This is a genomic window from Burkholderia sp. FERM BP-3421, assembly GCF_028657905.1.
Lineage (GTDB): Bacteria > Pseudomonadota > Gammaproteobacteria > Burkholderiales > Burkholderiaceae > Burkholderia.
The window spans coordinates 709,695-729,085 of the sequence record NZ_CP117781.1 but is presented as its reverse complement, the minus strand read 5'-3'; the positions used below and the strand labels follow the sequence as shown (position 1 = coordinate 729,085).

Below are 19,391 nucleotides of genomic sequence, written 5' to 3'. Positions count from 1 at the left end.
GACGATACAAAGCGGAGAAGTCGCGACAATTACCTTTTGTACGTATAACGAAACGAGCGTTTCGGCGCGCGAGACGATCGAGCCGATGTACGTACTTTCCGTCACGCGCGCGGGCCGCGCGCGTCGCTATCATTCATGCCCAGTTGCGCGCGGCGCGCGCGTTTTCCATCGATGGAGCGGCCATGCGCGGTGCGATGCGCGCCGGGACGGTTCGCGCGCGCGAGCGCGGGATCGCGATCGTCACGGTGTTGTTGGTGGTGGCATTGGCCGCGACGCTCGCGGCGAGCGTCGTGTGGCGCGAGCGGCTCGCCGTGCGCGACGTGGAGAACCAGCGGCTTGCTTCCGAGGCGCTGTGGGTGCAGCGCGCCGTGGTCAGCGCGGCGCGCGCGCAGGTGCGTGCGCAGGCGGCCAAAGCCACGATCATCTACGACGGGCAGGTGTGGTCGATTCCCGTGGAGGCGCGGCCGCTCGCGAGCTTCCTGCCGCGCGACGCGCTCGCGCTGAACAGCCGCCTGGCCGATGCGACGCTGACGAGCCGCGTCGAGGACGCGCAGGCGCGCTTCAACCTGCTGAACCTGGTGACGCGCGGCGGCCCCTCCGCGCCGTTCCAGGCGAGCCCGAACGGCGTGCTCGCGTATCGCCGCCTGCTGAGCGCGCTCGGCATCGATCCCGCGCTCGCGCAGCCGACCGCCGACTACCTGCTGCGCGCGATGAAGATCGGCGGCGCGGCCGAGGATCGGCCCATGCAGTGGACCTCGCTGCGCGATCTCGCCTACGTGCCCGGCTATGACGCAGCCACGATCCGCACGCTCGCGCCTTATGTCACCTTGCTGCCGGATCTCGCCTACGTGAATGCGAACACCGCGTCGCAGCCGGTGTTGATGGCGGCCCTGCCCACGCTCTCGGAACTCCAGGCGCATCGCCTGGTCGAGCGGCGCGCGACCGCGTACTACGTGAGCACCGCGGAAGTGTCGCTGATCCTGTGGCCGATGCGCGCGGGCGGTTCGCTACCGGATGGCGCGATGCTGACCGTCAACAGCGGCTACTTCATCGTGCACAGCCGGATCCGCGCGAGCGGCGTGGACCTGCGCTTCGAGACGCTGATCGGACGGTATGGCCTCGGCGACAATGCGTGGACCACCGTGCTGCGCGTGCGGCGCGTGATGGAGTGAGGATGGCGCGCGGTCGGGCGCGGGATGTCAGGGTTCGTCGCAGCGTTCGAGCCGTTCGCTCAGGTCGGCGCTGCGCAACATGTCGACGATCGATTTCCAGTAATCGATCGGCACGAGACACGCGATCGGCTGGCCATAGCGCGTCACCAGCACCGGATGCTGAACCGCATCGCGCAAAGCCTTCGACGGATTTCGGCTGAAATCGCGCGTCGCCATGGAAGTGGTCTGCTGCCAGAGAAATCGCTGCACGGAAGGCCCCTGTCGGGAGGACCGGCGCGCGCGTTCCGTTTCATTATGTGACCGGCAAGCCGGCCGCGCGTCAGACCCCGAGATAATTGTCGATTGCCTGTTCAATCAGGCGATTGATTCTATCGACGGCCTTGCAGTTGCACAACCCATTAATACTTTAAAAAATAAAAATCCCGGCGCGCGAATGGTTAACCATGCGCTTCGTGACAAATGTTGCGTAACACCTTGAATCCGAATTGTCTTTTTCCAATGAAAATACACACAAACCGAATCTTTGCGGCCATGTTCCGGCGGCGGTGTTTTGTGCACGGGATTCCGGCGCGCTTACTTTTACTGGCGGGCGATGCCGTAGCTGCCGTCGCCGTTGCCGACCACCCGGATCGACGCATCGCCCGAGCGCAGCGTGACGGTCATCGGCGCGTCGAGGCTCTCCGCGCCGAACACCATGCGCTGCGCGACGTCGCCGCCGGTGTAGCGCAGCGTCACCGAGGTCACCGGCGCACGCCAGCGGTAGGCGTCGAATTCGCCGCCCGAAAGCGTTTTCCAGCTGCCGTCGGGCTGGCGTTCGAGAAAGCGGTAGCCGCCCGGCGACGGCTGCCACGCGAGCGGCGCGGAACGGAACTGCGCCTCGTCGACCGCCGTTTCAAACAGCATCGCGAGGCGCGCGCCCTCGTCGCCGAGATCGTTGCGGCGGTTGCGGGTGGGCGCGAGGGTGATCACCGCGACGAGCAGGCCCACGATCAGCAGCACCACCAGCATTTCGAGGAGGGTGAAACCGCGTTGGGAGGCAGGCCCGCGCGTTGAAGGCATGCTCACCGTCCTCGCGTCCCGCAGGCCTGTACATTGCCGATGTTCAAGTTCAAGCCATGGCGATTCGACAGGATGTCCGACGTGATGATGTCCACGTAGCCGCTGGGAGGCAGGTCGAATCCATAGCTCCTCACGATCTCCAGGAAATTCGGATCGCCATAGTGGCGGCCCAGCCAGGTGAATATCGTGCGTTGAATGGGCTTGTGGTTCACGTAGCACTGACTCACCACGATATAGTTCGCCCCCGAGATCGGATAGCCCTGTGCCGGGTTCGGCGTGTTCAGCCGCCACGCATAAGGATTGGCCTTGTCGGCGGGCAATTCCGGCGCCCGCGCACCCTCGAACGCAGCCGCTGCATTCTGATAGGTTGGCGCGACATCCAAGCCGGAGTTTCTGTTTCGCACGTTTGCTACCGTCAGTTGATTGCTCGCAGCGATCGCCGAACCCGGGGCAAGCGTCGTGTTTGTGTAGTGAGGGCTCAAATAGGCAAACGCCGCCTTGTGCGCTCCACGCAATTCGACAAGCCGACGCGCAACCGCACTATCGCTCGCTTCGGCGATAAAAGTCGGCGGAACGCCAGTCGAAGGCGGGAAATTGCCGTCAAAGCGGAGGATCGGGTCGAAACGAACCCGCGAGTTGAGCGGATTGCACACCGTGGACAGATGGTTCGTGAATAACAGGGTGGCCCCGCTGGTTTCGCTGTTATACACGACCGTAACAGGCTCTTGCCTCGCGGTATAGGGTTGCGCGGTCGCGGGATTGATCACCTGATCCCAGGTGGTGATTCTTCCGGAGAAAATGCCGCACAGATCATCGTCATTCAGCGATACGGTGGCCGGGACATCGCCCGGTTGCCCCACGTAGGAAACCGTGACGGGCAGAACGATATACGGCAATTGGATCAAGCGGCCGTCCGTTGACGATCGCGCATACTCACCCACCTCATTGGTTTGCACCGACGAGAGCGGGTAGCCCGAATACGCGAATTGCACATTGCCTGTCAGGCCCATGCCGAATTGAAACAGGTCATTTTGCAAGAAGCCGAACACGCCCCGGCCTTCGCCCGCCGGATAATAGGTGATGCCGCCGCCTGTCGCAGCAGACTCGGCAGCCAGTTCCCCCCAGATCAGCGCCGGGCCGCCGCCTGTCACCTGCAGCGTCTGCTGCGCGAACCCGATCGATGCGGCGAACCACATCGCAAGCCCCCCCACGAGCATGGATGAGCGAGAAGCGAGGAATTTCATCGAGTGCTCCGGTAGAGCCCGGATAGGATAAAAACACGCCGGCTCGCGCCGGCGTGTGCGACTACCTCACATCAAACCCGCATTAACGACCGAGCGAGCCGCAAGCCGTCGTGTTGCCGATGTTCAGGTTCAGGCCGTTGCCATTCGACAGGATGTCCGATGCGATCAGCGACGAGAAGCTCGCCGGCACGGTGTCGAAGCCATTGCCGTTCACGATCGAAGCGAAGCTCGCGTTCGTGTAGTGATTGGTCAGGAAGCTGACGAGCTTCGACTGGATCACGCGCTTGTTCGTGTAGCACTGGCTCACGACGATGTTGCTCGTGCCCGAGATCGGGTAGCCGGCGGTGGGGTTCGGAACGAGCGGCACCCACGCGAACGGGTTGCCTTCGTTGGCTTGCGTCGGCGCTTGCGCGGTGGCCAGCGCGGCCGTGGCGTTCTGGTAGGTCGGTGCAACGTCCTGGCCTTGGGCGTTACGCAGGTTCGCGACCGTCAGCTGGTTCGAAGCAGCCGGTGCCGAGCTCGGCGCGAGCGTCGTGTTCGTGTAGTCCGGGCTGAGGTAACCGATCGCAGCCGTACCCGCGGTACGCAGCGAAACGAGGTTCGAAGCGACGCCGCCGCTGCCCGTCGCCGCGACGAAGTTCGACGGCACGCCGCCGCTGAAGTTGCTCGCGAAGGTCTGGGTCGGGTTGAACGTCACGTTCGAGTTGGCGCTCGAGCAAACCGCGCTCAGATGGCGGGTCAGCAGATCGGACGTGCCGCTGCCGTCGGCGCGATACACCACCGTGATCGGCGCGTTGGTCGACGTGTAGGGCGCATTCGTCACCGGGTTGACGACCTGGTTCCAGTTCGTGATCTTGCCCGAGAAGATGCCGCACAGATCGCCGTCGTTCAGCGAAATGGAGGCCGTGATGTCGCTCGGCTGGTTCACGTACGGAATCGTGATCGGCGTCACGATGTACGGCAGCTGGATCAGACGGCCGTCGGTCGACGAGCGCGCATACGAGCCGTTGACATCAGTCTGCGAGGTGGTCAGCGCCGAATCGCTGTTCGCGAAGTGGACCGGGCCCGTGAGGCCCGTGCCGAACTGGCTCGCATCGTTGGCCAGGAAGCCGGCGATGCCCTTGCCGCTGCCGACCGACGCGTAGGAGATGCCGCCACCCACAGCCGTGATTTCCGAGCCGACCGTCGGCGCGACCAGCGACGAACCACCACCCACCACCGTCTGAGCCATCGCGGCCGAAGCACCGAACACCGCGACCGCCATCACCACCGCCTGGCCAAGCTTGCTATTGCTGAATTTCATCGCAATTCCTTGTGGAAAGTCCAATTGGGAAAGTACGGATTACAGACAGCCCTCTTTGTGGACTGCGTGGTCAATATAGTGGTTAATTCTAAATTACTGGATTAAATGTACGTGAATAAAAGGAGGCCGTTTAACAACTTAATGTGCGTAACTTTTTATTTTGAAAATCATTGAAACGCTTGATTTTCATGACACGGACGAAGACCTCGCGAGCGCTGGATTCAGGCTCGGCCGCATGCGCGCTCGCACGGCATCCCGAATCCGCTATTTCGATGACGATACCGCTCGATGCGATCTATTCGACGTCAACATCCGAGTACGCATCGTTCGATATAGCGCAACACCATGCGAATCGCGTCTTCCTCGCTTTGCCGCTCGGTTTCCACCACCAATTCGACGGCCTCCGGCACTTCGTAGGGTGACGAGACCCCGGTGAATTCCGCGATCTCGCCCATGCGCGCACGTCGATACAGCCCCTTCGGATCGCGCGCCTCGCACACGGCAAGGCTCGCCTTCACGTACACCTCGTGAAACGCCTGCGGAATGAGCCTACGCGCCTCGTCGCGCCCGGCGCGCAGCGGCGAGATCAGCGCGACCAGCGTGATCGATCCGGCCTCCGCCATCATCGCCGCCACCTCGCCGACCCGCCGCACGTTCTCGCGACGGTCGGCCAGGCTGAATCCCAGATCGCGGTTCAAGCCGCTCCGCAAGCGATCGCCGTCGAGCACGTAGGCGTTGCGGCCGGTCTGCCGCAGCGCGCGCTGCGCGCCGTAGGCGAGCGTCGACTTGCCCGCGCCCGACAATCCGGTCAGCCACACCACCGCGCCCGGCTGCCGCGCGACCACCCGCGCCGGCAACGCATGGACGACCTGCAGCGCGTCATGCCGCATGCGCTTCTCCATTTTCATCGTCCGCATCGTCGAGATCCCACATCCCGCCCTGCATCGTCACGACGCTCGTGGTGCGCATCCACTCCATCGGCGACAGGATTTCCGCCCGCCGCACACCCGGAATCACCTGCACGTCGAACACTTCGGAAATGCCGTTGTGGAACTGGAGGGTGCCCAGCACCTCGCCGTTGCGCACATCGAGCGCCGCCACGCCCGCGACCAGTTCGCCGTCCTGCTCGATCGGCAGCCCCTGCGGGCCGCGGCGCATGCGCAGTTTCGACAATCCGACGAACAGCACGCCGCGATATTCCGCCAACCCGTGCGTGAATCCCGGCAGTTTCGCCACCACGGTCTTCGCGCCGGTCGCGGGATCGATCGTCAGCACCTGTCCGCGTCCGCCTTCGAGCACGAACAGCCGGCCGTCGATCACGCGCGGCGAATGCGGCATCGACATCCCACTCGCGACGATCCGGCCGGACGGCACTTCCATCACGATGCCGCCGCTCGCCATGCCGGCGCGCCACGCGCCCGGTTCGTCGGTCGCGCCGAGCGCGGTCGCATAGTGCACCTTGCCGTCGTGGAACGCCATGCCGTTCAGATGGCAGCGATCGCCCGGACCGAAGCTGCTGATGAACGGCGGCTGCCAGATCGGCGTGAAGTTGAAGTGGCCGTCGATCGCGCACAGGCACGAGTACGCGGTATTCACGGCCACCATCGTCTGCTGGTTGAACGCCATGTCGTGCAGGTCGCAGTAGCCCGTGAAATGCATGGTGCGCGGCGCGTAGATCGCGTCGTAGTAGTCCGGACGCGGCGGATAGCTGCCGGCGATCCCGCGCACGTTCGCGAACACCATCAGCTCCTTTTGCGTCGCGATCGCGAGCCGGTCCGGCGCGACCGCGAGGCCCATCGAGCGCGGCAGCAGGCAGGCGGACAAGGTCGGCGCGCCCTGCTCGACGCCGAGCAGCGCGACGCCGGTCGGACGCCGGCTCAGCGCGAGCGTGCACTGCAGCGCCTCGAGCAGCGCAACGAAGCGGCCCGTTTCCTGCACATTCAACAACGGTGCGTGATCGTCGGCATCGATCGATGCCGCCTCGCGTTCCTGGATCAGTTCCACGTCGGGTGTTCTCCCTGTGTTGCATTGCATTTACAGCTTGCGATGACGCTTCGGATCGTCCGAGTCGCCGCCGAAACTCTCGACCGAGGCCGAGATGACCCAACGGCGCTGCGCGCCGCCCGATGCGTTGCCGTTCACCGCGTCCTGCGCCATCTTGCCGGCCGCCGACGCCGCCGCGCTCGCCGCGGTCAGCGCGCCGGTGTTCACCGACTGCATGACCGGAATCCCGGTCGCCGTGCCCTGCACCTGGATGTTGTCCGCGTTCACCACGCGCAGCGCGGCGACATTCAGGTTGCCGGCGCGGATCCCCGCGTCGCCCGCGTCGACCGTGCCGTGCGGCGCGATCAGGTTCACGGTGCCGAGCGGCCCGCCCGTCACCGTCTGCAGCGACGCGATCCCCGCGCCGGTGACGACGCCGCGCGCATCGAGCAGGCAGTATTGGTTGCGGTCGCAGGTATAGAGCGGCGGCGGGATATCGGCGACCGACTTCGAGCCCTTGCCGCCGTTGATGTCGCCGTTCGCGCTCCAGAGCGTCATGTCGCCGCCCTGCTCGGTGAAGATCCGGCTCTGCGCGAGCAGCATGCTCTGGTCCGTGTAGACGTTCACCGCGCCCTTCTCGAGCGCGATGATCCCCATCTTGCCGGCGTTCGCGCCGCCCGGCGGCGCGCTGCTGCTGCCGATCAGCGCCTGCCCGCCCGGCCCGACGATCGTGATGTCGCCACCCTGCTGGGTCTGGATCGTGGTGTTGCGGATGTCGAGGTTGCCGGTGGTGACCGGCGTGGTCGGGCCGCCCGTGTTCGACGTATAGCCGAGCGACGCGGGGAACAGCGTGCCGATCGCCTGGTAGCCGCGCGCGTACTGCTGGTAATACGGGCTCGCCGCGTTGTTGTAGTCCGCCCCGACCGACGCCAGCACGCTGAACAGCACCTGCCGCGCGAAGATCTGCTGGACGGCGGGCGGCAATGCGCGGAACTGGGTCCAGGCTTGGTCGGACGTCAGCGTGATGGCAGGCTGGTCCGCCACGAGACCCGTGTCGAACGCCTGCCCGGCGACATAGCGCTCCATGAACGTGACGAGCGCGGGCGTCGTGTCCGGTACGCCGGCCGGACGCGCGTTCGCCGGGTCGACGTAGCGCGTGATGAAGCTCGCGTAGTCCGCGCCCGGGCCGACGCCGAAACCGATCTGGACCTGCGCGCTTTCATGCGGCAGATACGGATTCTTCGTATTGCCGACCGTATTGATGCCCAGCAGTGTGCCCGGCGCGGTCAGTTGGCCGATGAACGGCCCCAGGTTCCCGCCGGCCTGGATATCGAGCGTGCCGGGGCCGCCGAGTACGATCGACGGCACGGCGTCGCTTGTCGTGAGGCTCAGGATCGAGGTGGGCGCAAGGTCGAAGATATCGCCTCCCGCGACGATCCGGGTCACGTCGCTTTGTCGCAGGTTCTGCCCGCTCAACGCGAGATTGACGATATCGCCGCCTGCATAGATTTGTGCAGCCTTGCCCACGATCAGCGCCAGCAGATTCTGATAGATGCCGTTTGCACCCGGCATCCCCGTCACGATACTGCCCTGGTTGCTGTAGATCCGTACTGGCGTCGTGTCACCTTGATGCAAGGGAATGCCGGCGTGCTGCTTGTTCGACACGATACTGAAGTAATTGACGGCCGGTGGAACGCCCACGAAACTCGCCAGCGGAAGCGTCGGCGACGGCAACCACGACGCATCGCCGTCGGACATGCCGAACGAGATCCAACCACCCCACCGGGCGGGATCGGCAAACGTCAAGGTACCGTTTGCAAGAAGATTCAATTGCCCATTCGCGGACGGATAAGTCTGTCCCGGCGCACCGATCGCCATGCTTCCCGACAAGGCCGTGAAACCCAACGATGCGGGCAACACTTCAGCCGCCATTCCCTCCACGCCGGCCCCCGCTGCCCCCACGACGGTCGGGCTCGACAGGTTCGGCGCCCCGTTCCCGCCCTGCGCGCCGCCATAGGTCAGGTTGCCGGCCGACGTGAGCACCTTCACGGCCGACGTCGGCGAATAGGATTGGGAATCCACCTTGAGCGAAACCGACTGAAGGCCCGGAATATGGTAAGCGCCAAGCGCCAGCCCCGAGGAAAGATAGGACGGGTTGAATATGCCGCCGATGTCGGCCCCCGTCCGCGCGCTGACGTCCAGCACGCCGTTCTGCGTCGCGAGGATCGTCGCCATCGGTCCGGCATCCCGCGTGCCCACGAACAGATGCTGCGTGCTCGCGCCGAGCCTGCCGCCCGCCGTGATCGTGCCCGAACCGTTCGCGACGAAATAATCGCCGCCCAGGATGTCGCCGCCCGCGCGCACGTCGAGATTGCCGCCGCCGATCACGTTGAGCGCGCCGGACGCCTTGTACCAGGTGGTCGGCAGCGAGACCGCGAGATTCGTCACGTTGCCGCCGGCCGACACCGAGACGTTGCCGCCCGCGCTCAACACGCCCTGATCGAACGCGCCGTAGTTGATGGAGGTCTGCGTGATGTTGCCTTGCGCATCATAGGTATTGCCGAGCTGCATCCACGGCCACCAGAACTGGCTCATGCCGGCGCCCGCTGTACCGGTCACCGAGCCGTCCACGTCGACCGTGCCGACGCCCCCCGTCACGTCGCGCTGCGCGCGGATCGTGACGTCCCCCGCGCCCTGCGGGTTGACAGCAGGCGTCAGCATGAAATTCGGCTGGCCGCTCGGCGTCCGGTCGTTGCCGCCCGAGGCGATCAGCGACGTCGTCCCCACCGGCGCGCCGGGCGCGGCCGCGCCGGCCGTATAGATCGCGCCCGGCGCGACCGTATCGAGCAGCGAGATGTCACGCGCCGCCGCGAGATCGATCGAACCGGTATTGGTGCGGATCAGCGTCGGCGCGACGATCGCGCGGCTGTTCGGATCGTTGTAGGTGAAATGGCCATCGGTCGTCATCCGATGCGACTGGTGACCGTCGACCAGGATGTCGCCGCTCGCGCCCGTCGGTTGCAGCGCGAGCGGATTCGCGCTGGTCGGATCCGCGCCGGCCACCAGCCGGAACGACGCGCCGCCACCGCCATTGAGCGCGGCGCTCAGCAAGGGCAGCGGGTTGTCCGGCCGCGCGACGGGCGCCGGCGTGTTGTCGACCGGCGCGGGCGTACCCGTCGTGATCTGCGTGGTGATCGTGCCGGGCTGGATCAGCGCCGTCAGCACCGCGGGCGGAGCCGTCAGCGGCGCGATGTTGTACGGGTGCCGGCTGTTGGCCAGGCCATCGGATCCAATCTGGCTGGTCCACGTCGCCAGATCCTGCACGTAACGCCGATATGCCGCCTCGTAGACCAGCCACGCGTTCGGATTCGCCTGCATGTCGGCGGCGGTCGGCGCGCGCGTCGTCAGTACCGGCTGCCCCTTCACCGGCGCGACGTTCACGTAGTTGGGAGTGATCAGCAAGGACCTCGTCGGCCCGCCGACCACCGAAAACAGATCACTGACGTAGGTCTGGTAGAGGCCGTAGTATTGAGCAACCTGATCGGCCGGCGCATTGACCGCGAACTGATTGCGCGCCGCGGGCGCACTCATCCACTGCTGCAACTTGAAAGTCGGGCTGTCGTAGCCGCCGTACTTCGGATAGCAGTAGCCCGCCGTCGCAGGATTACAGCCAGGCACGTAATGCGGATTCAGCGCGAACGACTGATACGCCTGCGTGAAGCTCGCCGGCTTCGGCGGCGTGATCGTCGTGACGATCGACACGGTCTTGAGGCCCGGCTGCGTCGGGTTCGCGATCTGGAAGAAGCCGTCGGTCAGGCTCGCGTTGACCTTCACGTCGTCCACCGCGCTCAGCGTGACGACGGGCCCCTGCCCGCGGTAGCGATAGGCGAGGTTGGCCGCCGACGCGCCCGCGCCGAGGTTCCAGTTGGTCTGCACCAGGATGTCGCCGCCGTTCACGGCCGCGCTCGGATTGAGCAGCTCGACGCCCGGACGCGCGTGGAAATTGTCGATCCCGGCGAAGCGGTTCTCGAACGTGAAGCCCGGCTTCTGCACGAAGCCCATCACCGTGCCCGGCACGGCCTTGGTCGCATCGCCGTTCAGGTAGCCGTAGAAGCTCTGGTGATCGGCGTTCGCCGCCGAGGGCGTGAAGAAGCCGCTCTGCAACGCCTGCTTCACCTGCGCGTCGGTCATGCTCGCGGGCGTGCCGTCCGCCTTTTGCGGCGTGTACACCGTGGTCTTGCCGGTCGCATCGGTGAAGGTGCCCGCGACCAGCCTGCCGAAACGATCGTACCAGCCGGCCGGATCGACCACGCCGTCGAAGTGCTTCGGTCCCGAGCCCGGGTCGGTCGTGCTCCACACCGCATACGCTTCGAGCCCGGTGTCGCGCGAGCCCGCGATGCGCGCGCCGGACGCGGCCGTCACGTTGACGTCGCCATTCGCGAGCAGCGGCGCGCGGAAGCCTACCGTACCGCCCGACAAGCCGCCCGCCGTCCCGCCCGACACATCGATCAGCGCGCTCGGGCCGAGCGTGATCGCGCCGGAATTCGCCGCCGACACGTTCTCGTAGCCATAGGCCGGGTTCAGCTGCACGACGCCGCCCACCGTGTCGGGCTGCCCGGTCGTACCGATCTGCACCGTACCGCCGCGCTGCTTCGGATCGCTGCCGGCCGCGCGCAGCGTGCCTTCGATATCCACGCCGCTCTTGCCGTACAGCACGATATTGCCGCCCGCCGCGCCCGATGCGTCGATCGTGCCCAGCACCCGCACATTGCCCTGGCCCGGGTTCTGTCCGCCCGCGCCGCCGTCGGCCGTCAATCCGACCACGCGGGCGGCCAGCGTGTTGCCTTGCGACAGCACCAGATTGCCGCCGCGGCTGCGCACGTTGATCGTGTCCGTCACGCCGCTCGTGGCGAGCAGGCGTGCGAGGCCGTCGAGATCGGCCGCCGCGCCCGTGTCGAGCGTGAACGCGCCGCCGCGATAGCCCTTCGCCGCGCCGCCCTTGAGCGTGCCGGCGAGCGTCGCCGCCTGCTTCGGCGCGCTGACCGCCAGGCTGCCCGCCGCCCCGCCGCCCTGCGCGCCCGAGAAGTCGAGCGTCGCGCCGCTCGCGACGCGAATCGCGCCCTGGTCCGCATTCAATGCGATCGCGCCGGCCGGGCCGTATGCATTCACGTCGTAGAACGGCACCGTCACGCCGGCCACGCCGACCAGCGAGCCCGCGCCGATCGTGAGGTCGCCCGCCGTCGCGCGCAGGCTCAGGTTGCCGGACGGCGCGAGCAGTTGCGCGCCGTTGTCGCTGAGCGTGCCGCCCGTGAACGACAATTGTCCGCCGAGCACGGTGCGCGTGAGCGCCGTTCCGGCCTGTGCATTCAGATTGAGCGCGCCCGTCGTCACGATGCGTTGCGACGAACCGCTGTCCGCCAGATACACCGGCGCATTCATCGTCACCGGCAGCGCGCCGAAATCGAAGCTGCCGCTCTGCTGCCCGACGATGCCCGACGATGCGTTGAACACGGCCGAGCCGAAGCCGGCCAGCCGCTTGTCGCCGGCACCGAAATCGAGTTCCTGCGCGTTCACGGTCAACGTGCCGCTGCCGGCCGCGCCGGCCGCCGCCGCGCCGCCGAGTTCGTTCGACAGCACGACGCGCTGGCCGTTGAGCGTCACGCCCCCGCCGTTGCCGACGAAAGTGGCCGCACTCAGGTCGACGCTCTTGCCGAACGTGACGCTCAGGCTGTCCGCGAAATGCATCGCGCCGCGGCTGCGCAGCGTCAGTTGATCGGTATTGCCGAACTGCGCAAGCGTGTCCGGCCCGATCACGAAGCCCGGCAATTGCGTCGCGCCGGCCCCGCGTTCGTTGGTGAAGGTGATGATCGAGCCGTTCACCGCGATCGCCTTCGCGGCCAGTTGCGCGCTCGGATCGACGCGCAGGTCGCCCGACGAATCGAGCGTCAGCGACGCACCGCCGTTCAGTGTCGTATTCGCGCCGACCTTCAGCAGGCCGGGCGTCGCGCCCGTCACGTTGCTGCGCGTCACCAGCGCCGGTCCGCCGTTCGATACGCGCAGCAGCGCGCCGTCGCCCGCGACCGCCGTCGTGCCCGCCGTGCCGTCCGCGACGCGGCCGATCGTGATCGGCTGCGCGGCCGCGGCCGGATAGCTGCCGGCTGCCTTCACGACGCTGCCCGACTGGATCTCCAGCCCGCGCGCCGCATTCGGATCGACGCCGCTGCCGTCGGTCTTGGTGACGAGCAGGATTTCCGGGCCGGTCAGCGCCGAATTCGCGTCGTTCGACACCACCACGCTGTTTGCGATCGTGTCGATCGTGATGCCGCTGCGGGTCTGCGTGCGGGTGCCGCCGATCAGCAGGCTGCCCGCGCCGAGCGCATCGAGCTGCCCGGCGTCGATCTGCAGGTAGCCGTTGAGCGCAGGCGCATTGGCCGCGGTGATCTGGATGTCGCGCGAGGCGATGTCGACGCTCGCGCTCGCGCCGCCCGGCGCGGCATCGGGCTTGAGCGACGCGCCGAGCCGCAGCGCCTGGGTCGCGGCGAGCACCAGTTGGCCCGCGTCGCGCGGGAGAGCCGGCTGCGTGCTGCCGCTCTTGGTCGCCTGTTGCGCGAAGAAGGTGTTCGCGCTCGTCGCGTTGTACTGCGAGTACTGCTGCCACGCCGGACCGGACTGCACGATGAACTGCGTCGGCGTCGCGCTGCGGCTGCCGCTCAACGCGTTGACCTGATAGCCGGCGACGAGTGCGCTGCCGTCCGGCAATACGCCCGCCATGCCGACGGCCGGCGTGGCGCCTTGCGCAACCACGCGGAACGCGCCCGGCAGCGTCGCGTATTTCGCCGGCAACAGCGTGTAGACCCCCGCCGCGAGTCCGGGCACGCCTTGCAGGTACACCGCCTGTCCGACCATCGCGCCGGCGCCGGCCTGGCCCACGCCGATGCGCGCGCTCGCGCCGGTCGACGACGCGGCCGACGGCTGCGTGATCTGCGCGAACACCGGATCATAGGCCGCGACGGGCGCCGCATAGCCGGGCAGGATCGCGTACACGTCGGCCGCGCCGGGATTGACCGGCACGACCGCGCCCGCCGCGTTCGTCGCGTAGCTGACGTTGTAGCGCGCGAGCAGGTCGCGGCTGCCGCCCGTGCCCGGCACCCATTCGATCGCGCGCAGGTCCCCGCCGCCCGTCAGGTCGATGGTCGCGCCCGATTGCAGGTCGACCTGGGCGCCGCTCACGCGGATCAGCTTCGCGGGCGGTGCGGTCACGTCGGCCACGTTGGGCACGCCGAGCGGATTGTATTGCCACTGCGTGCCGTCGACCGTCACGCCGTACGGCAGCACGCGGCCGCCGTTCGACACCGACGTGATGCTGCCCGGCGCGAGCGTGACGGATTGCGTGGCCGTCAGTGGCGCGCCGCCGAACAGCGCCTGGGTGCTTTTGTCGGTCGGATCGTCGACCCCGAGCACCACGCTGCCGGACGGCGCGCGCACGACCCCGGCCTGCACGATGCGGGTCGCATCGACGAGCAGGCTGCCGCCCGCCGACAACGGCACGTCGCCCGCGCCGTTCGAGCGGAACGTCACGGTGGTCGGCGCGGGCTTGCCGGTGCTCGCGTCGGTCGGGCCGACCGCGTCGATCACGAAGGTGCTGCCGCTCGCGGGATACACGTTCGCCGCGCTCAAGGTCAGGTCGCCCGCCGAATACAGCAGGCCCGAGCGCAAGCCGGTGCCGTTCGCCGCGAGCGACGACAGCCGGATGTCGCCGCTGCTCGTCAGGTTCGCCCGCGCGAAGCGGTTCAGTTGCAGTTGGTTCTGGACGTCGATGAAGCGTGCGTTGACGTTGAGCGTGCCGTCGCCCAGCGCGGCGACCGGCTGCAATGCATTCGGCGTCACGCCCGACCCGCTCAAGGCGACATAAGGCGCGTTCAGCGTCACGGTCGGCGCGCCGACCGCGCGCGTGCCGGCCGTGAGCGCGGGCAGCCCGGTCGCGCCCGACGGCAATGCAACGAGTTGCGGCGTATTGAGGATCAGTGCGTTGGCGAGCGTCAGGTCGATGTTGCCCGCGAATGCGATCGGCGTGGCCAGGTTCGGGTTGGCGGGCGCCGCATTGCCCAGCACCAGCGTCGACACCCCGGAATCGGCGATCGTATCGAGCGAAAAACGCAGCATGCCGTTTGCACCGCCGCCAAGCACCGCGCCGGGCCGCGTCGCGTCCGGCAGGATGACGCCGCTCTGCTGGACGAGCAGGGCCTGCGCGCCCTTCGCTGTGATCGTCTGACCACCCGGCATCAAGACGTTGATGGGCGTCGTCGCGAACGGCAGCACCGTAACGGTTCCGCCCTGTGCGCCGGACGCGCCGCCTTGCGCAGCCAGCGTGCTGTTGAAGAACAGGCCGCTGCCCGCCCTCAACGTCAGCGTACCGGCATCGCTCCAGACCGGCTGGTTCCGATACGTGCCGTCGGCCTGCAACTGGTCGAAGCGCGCGGCGCTTCCCGATACGTCGATCCGCGAGCCCGGTTGGGCGACCACCGATCCCGTGAGGTCCGACAGAATCACCGAACCACCCGCGAGCACCTTGCCCGTCTGCGGCACGACGACCGTCGCGCCGATCTGCTGCGGCAGGCTGAACGGATTCGCGAGCGCGACACCCTGCGCGTCGAGCACGGCGTTCGACCCGAGCCACACCGAATGGCTCGGCGAGAAATACCCCGAACTGAGCGATACCTGGCCGGCAGACGTCGCCGGAGACGCTTTCGAAGAATCCGCGCTCAGTACGATCGAACCGCCCGGCGCGACGATCGAACCCAGCACCGTCACCTGCGCGGGCGAACCGAGACGCACCGCCGCGCCGGGGTCCGCGATGATCGATGCGCCTTCGGCGAGCGTCACCCCGCCCGTGACACCCGGATAAGCCGGCAAAGCCTGCGGGGTGCCAGGATTGGCGGGATCTGTGGCGGGCACCCAGTTCAACCACTCGCCGCCCGTCATGGTCAGGCTCGTCGGCTGTCGATGATAGGCATCGAGCGTGCCCACCGTGGTCAAGCCACCGGTGTTCAGGTCGCTGCCGGTCGCCGCATGCTGCAATGCACTCGCGTCGGGCAGCAGATTCCGCTGCGTCACGCGCACCGTCGTCCCCGGCGCGATGCCTGCGTCATACACGGCGTTCAGCACGTACTGACCGAAGCCCTGCGTCGAGAAAAACTCAGCCGGCAATACGGTTGCCCAAGCGGGCGCCGCACCGTCGCCCACCAGAAAGCCCAGGCCGTGAAGCGTCAGCGCGCCGCCCCCCGCCAATCCCGCGCCGCGCAACGTACCGCCCAACACGATCTTTCCGCCGACCGGCTGCGCAGCCGGGAACTTCCCGTCGCCGTTGAACAGCGAGGCATAGGTCGACAGCGTGATGCTGCCGCCCTGCCCCCGCGCGATGCCGTCCGTCATCAGCAGCGTGCCGTCCGCCTGCATCACGCCGCCGCTCGACACGTCGAGCACGCTGCCCGGCTGCAGCACGACCGACCCTGACGTATCGAGCTTGGTGGCGTTGTTCAGCTTGCTGTCCACGGAAATCGAAATCGAACCGCCGTTGATGAACTGCGTGCCGGCGAGCCCCGTTGTCGCGCTCGGGCCGACCGGCGGCAGCGCGTTGTTGACCCACTGGCCTGCCGCGCTCACCGTCGCGCGTGGTCCGATCGTGATGTTTTGCGGCGTGTCGCCGTCCAGCACGCCGGTCGGATTGCGCATCGACAGCGATATCTTGCCGCCCGGTGCGATCAGATCGCCCAGCACGGCGATGGGCGCCCTGACGCTGGCGGAGAACGCGATCGAACCACCTGGTTGCACGCGCAACTGGCTGCCTTGGGGGACCAGGATCTGAGTACCGGACACCGTGTCGAGTCCGGCGCTCACGTTCGAGAAGCCCGCGTTGCGGATCATGTCGGTCGACAGCGTGGTCCAGGCCAGCACGTTGTCATACCCCGCGCCGCTCAACGCCGCGAGCGGCGTCGCCGCACCGAAACCCGGCAACAGATCGGCGAGCGGCGCCGCATGGTCGCGCACCACGATGCCGCCGTGCTGTCCGTCGAAATACGAGAAGTTGCCGCTCGACGATGCACTGCCCGCAACCGCGGCCGCCCCCAGCGCAAACGTGCCGCCCACCGGCTGGCTCGACCCCTGCACCTGCCTCGCCCCCGCGAACGCCTGCGCGCTGACCGCGCCGTCGAGCGCCGCGGCCTGCGCCGCGAACACATTGAGCGTGCCCGCGTTGCCGCCGGCGATGTAGTCCGCCTGATAGGCGCCGCCCGTCAGCAGCGGGTTGTACCAGACCGTGTTCACCTGCCAGCGCGGATGCGACTCGACGAACTGCCCCGCGATGCCGACGTAGCGCGTGTAGGGATTGGCCTGTCCGATCGGCACGATCGCGCCGTTCGCATCGATCAAGCGCGTCGTGTTCAACGTGCCGCCCAGGTAGTGCACGTAGCCGCCGTTCAGGTTCAACGACGATCCTTGCGCGGTCATCACCTGATCGCCCGCGAGCGTGATGGTCCCGCCGTTCGTCAGCAGCTGGTTGACCGAGCGCGGCATCAGGCTCACCAACCCCGACAGGTTGAGGATCGGGCTGCCGACCCAGGCGAGGCCGTCGGCATTGGTGCCGGTCAGCGTGCTGTCGACCACCACGTTCTTCAGCGTGAACAGGAAACTGTTGCGCAGCAGCGGCGAATCCGCGAGTTCGTTCTGGCCGATCCGGGCCACCGTCAGCAGCGCGCTCGCCGCCGGCAGTTGCACGTCGGCGAGCCCGGACACGTCGATCGTCGCGCCGCGATCGAGGTAGATCCGGCCCGGCGCGACGGCGCTGTCGGCCGCGGTTTGCCGCACGCTCTGGCTGGTCAGCGCAATCGCGCTGACGGTCGCGCCCGGGGCCTCGATCAACGCGTCCGGCTGCATCAGGATGCCGCGCGTCAGCAGCGAAATGCTGCCCGGCGAAAACGTGCCGTTCGGCCCCGAGGTCGCGGTGCCGCCGTTCGCGTCGGGCAGGATCGTCGTGACCGACCCCGGGCCGAAACTCAGCACGCCCGCGCGCAGATAGCTCGGGGTCTGCGTCGAGCTGGTTTGTTGATAGGGCGAGTCCAGGGTGCCGTCCGGTCGATACGCGCCCCACTCGTCCGCCGTCGAGATCGAGATCGCGCCCGGGTTGCTGACGCCCGTCGTCACGCCCACCACGCCGTCCTGCCTCACGCGCGAGCCGAGCAGGTTCACATAGCCCTTGTCGGCCTGCACGATGCCGGTATTGACGAGCGTGCCGGTCGGCGTGACATCCTGGCCGTTCAGCGTGAGACTGCCGGTCAGGCGCGGCACCAGGGCGGGCGACGTGGTGGAATCGAAGCCGACGCCGATGCCCGCCGCGAGGATCGCCTGTCCGCTGCCGGTCGTGATCGCGCCCGCGTTGGTCACGTTCGGCGCTGCGATCAGCACGAAGCCGCCGTCCGTCGCCGTACCGTTCGCATGGGTGCTGATCGACGCGCCGCGCTCGATCGTCACGTCGCCCGACTTCACATACTGTCCCGCCGACGACAGCGCCACGCCATTGGCAAGACCGAGCGCGCCGGTGGTCGCATTGCTCACCGGCGTGCCCCGCAATCCGCCCAGCTGATTGAAGAACTGCTGGTTGCTGGCCGCGATGTCGGCGGCGGTCGGCTTCAGCGTGTTCGTCATGTTGAGGAAATCGAGCGACGACGCAACGAGCGAATGCACATTCACCTGCGAGCCCGCGCCGAACAGGATCCCGTCGCGGTTGATCACGAACACCGAGCCCTGCGCCTTCACGCTGCCGAGGATCTGGCTCGGCAGCCCCGACGGGTCGGCCACGCGGTTCAGCACCGCCCAGTTGTTCGCGCCGTTGGCCTGCGTGCCGCCCGACTGGTCGAAGTTCAGCGTGGTCTGCCGGCCGACGTTCATGGTCTGCCAGGTCAGCACCGCGCTCTGGCCGGTCTGCTTGACGTCGACGGTCACGCCGCCGCGCCCGTCGACCGACTGGGTCGGCAGGTTCGCGTTCTGCCACAGCGCGGAATTCGCGATCGCGCCCGGCGCGACCTGCAGGCCGCCGATCGCGAGCCCGTTCGGCACCGTCGACGGTTGCGCGGCGGCGGCCGCCGCGGCCGCCTGCTGCGCGGCCATCTGAGCGGCGATGCCCTGCGCCGCGCGCGCGAGGTTGACGATCGACGGCTGGCTCGCCTGCAAGGCCTGCTGCGGCGACACGCCGACGCTCGGCATCCCCGGCATGCCCGCGCCGCCGGCCGCGCCCGGCGCGCCCATGCGCGCGCCGACCTGCCCGAGGTTCATCATCGCCTGCGCGTGCGCATGCGTGGCCGCGCTCACGGCCACCATCACCGCGACAGCCTGGCATAGCGGCCTCACCGACAGCGGACGAGGGGAACGGCGGGAGAAAGGCCGGGCCTGGCGGGTGACACGTGCTCGCATCGCTTGAATCCTGGATCTGGATGAAATGTGAGCCGTGCCGCATGCCGCTCGGCACCGGTCATTGCCCGATCGGGCGCGAGCCGGAACCGACCGCGCCAATCCACGGGAGACTAAGGAGCCGCGATGGCATGCGTATTTATGATGTTACTGACATCGTCCGCCGCA

Annotated in this window: 8 protein-coding genes; 1 reads left to right on the top strand and 7 read right to left on the bottom strand. The window is 67.6% G+C overall.

Annotated features, from left to right (window positions below; translation table 11 throughout):
* Window positions 1-182: 182 nt before the first annotated feature.
* Complete coding sequence (gspK, locus tag Bsp3421_RS06335; protein ID WP_273997489.1) at window positions 183-1,172, top strand: type II secretion system minor pseudopilin GspK; 990 nt, start codon at window positions 183-185, stop codon at window positions 1,170-1,172.
* A gap of 27 nt (window positions 1,173-1,199) precedes the next feature.
* Here the strand turns inward: gspK and Bsp3421_RS06330 are convergent, their stop codons facing one another.
* The 7 genes from Bsp3421_RS06330 to Bsp3421_RS06300 form a co-directional block, all read right to left on the bottom strand.
* Window positions 1,200-1,421, bottom strand: a complete 222-nt coding sequence (locus tag Bsp3421_RS06330) for a type II toxin-antitoxin system prevent-host-death family antitoxin (protein ID WP_273997488.1) — start codon at window positions 1,419-1,421, stop codon at window positions 1,200-1,202.
* A 330-nt stretch (window positions 1,422-1,751) separates the two neighbouring features.
* The gene (locus Bsp3421_RS06325; protein WP_273997486.1) at window positions 1,752-2,231 is read right to left on the bottom strand and encodes a GspH/FimT family pseudopilin; all 480 of its coding nucleotides are present in this window, start codon (window positions 2,229-2,231) and stop codon (window positions 1,752-1,754) included.
* Window positions 2,232-2,233: 2 nt separating this feature from the next.
* Window positions 2,234-3,475, bottom strand: coding sequence for a substrate-binding domain-containing protein (locus tag Bsp3421_RS06320; protein WP_273997485.1), 1,242 nt, complete (start codon window positions 3,473-3,475; stop codon window positions 2,234-2,236).
* Window positions 3,476-3,557: 82 nt separating this feature from the next.
* Window positions 3,558-4,778, bottom strand: a complete 1,221-nt coding sequence (locus Bsp3421_RS06315; RefSeq protein ID WP_273997484.1) for a substrate-binding domain-containing protein — start codon at window positions 4,776-4,778, stop codon at window positions 3,558-3,560.
* A 305-nt stretch (window positions 4,779-5,083) separates the two neighbouring features.
* Window positions 5,084-5,686: an adenylyl-sulfate kinase gene (cysC, locus tag Bsp3421_RS06310; protein WP_273997483.1), complete on the bottom strand. Its 603-nt coding sequence runs from the start codon at window positions 5,684-5,686 to the stop codon at window positions 5,084-5,086.
* Window positions 5,658-6,782, bottom strand: coding sequence for a TIGR03032 family protein (locus tag Bsp3421_RS06305; RefSeq protein ID WP_273997482.1), 1,125 nt, complete (start codon window positions 6,780-6,782; stop codon window positions 5,658-5,660). Before Bsp3421_RS06305 ends, cysC begins: the two co-directional genes overlap by 29 nt.
* Window positions 6,783-6,812: 30 nt before the next feature.
* Window positions 6,813-19,226, bottom strand: a complete 12,414-nt coding sequence (locus Bsp3421_RS06300) for a filamentous haemagglutinin family protein (protein WP_273997481.1) — start codon at window positions 19,224-19,226, stop codon at window positions 6,813-6,815.
* Window positions 19,227-19,391 lie beyond the last annotated feature (165 nt).

Bases quoted from the DNA above. Each gene is read 5' to 3' on its own strand.
- Bsp3421_RS06320 (WP_273997485.1), bottom strand. From the start codon at position 3,475: ATGAAATTCCTCGCTTCTCGCTCATCCATGCTCGTGGGGGGGCTTGCG.
- gspK (WP_273997489.1), top strand. From the start codon at position 183: ATGCGCGGTGCGATGCGCGCCGGGACGGTTCGCGCGCGCGAGCGCGGG.
- cysC (WP_273997483.1), bottom strand. From the start codon at position 5,686: ATGAAAATGGAGAAGCGCATGCGGCATGACGCGCTGCAGGTCGTCCAT.
- Bsp3421_RS06325 (WP_273997486.1), bottom strand. From the start codon at position 2,231: ATGCCTTCAACGCGCGGGCCTGCCTCCCAACGCGGTTTCACCCTCCTC.
- Bsp3421_RS06315 (WP_273997484.1), bottom strand. From the start codon at position 4,778: ATGAAATTCAGCAATAGCAAGCTTGGCCAGGCGGTGGTGATGGCGGTC.
- Bsp3421_RS06300 (WP_273997481.1), bottom strand. From the start codon at position 19,226: ATGCGAGCACGTGTCACCCGCCAGGCCCGGCCTTTCTCCCGCCGTTCC.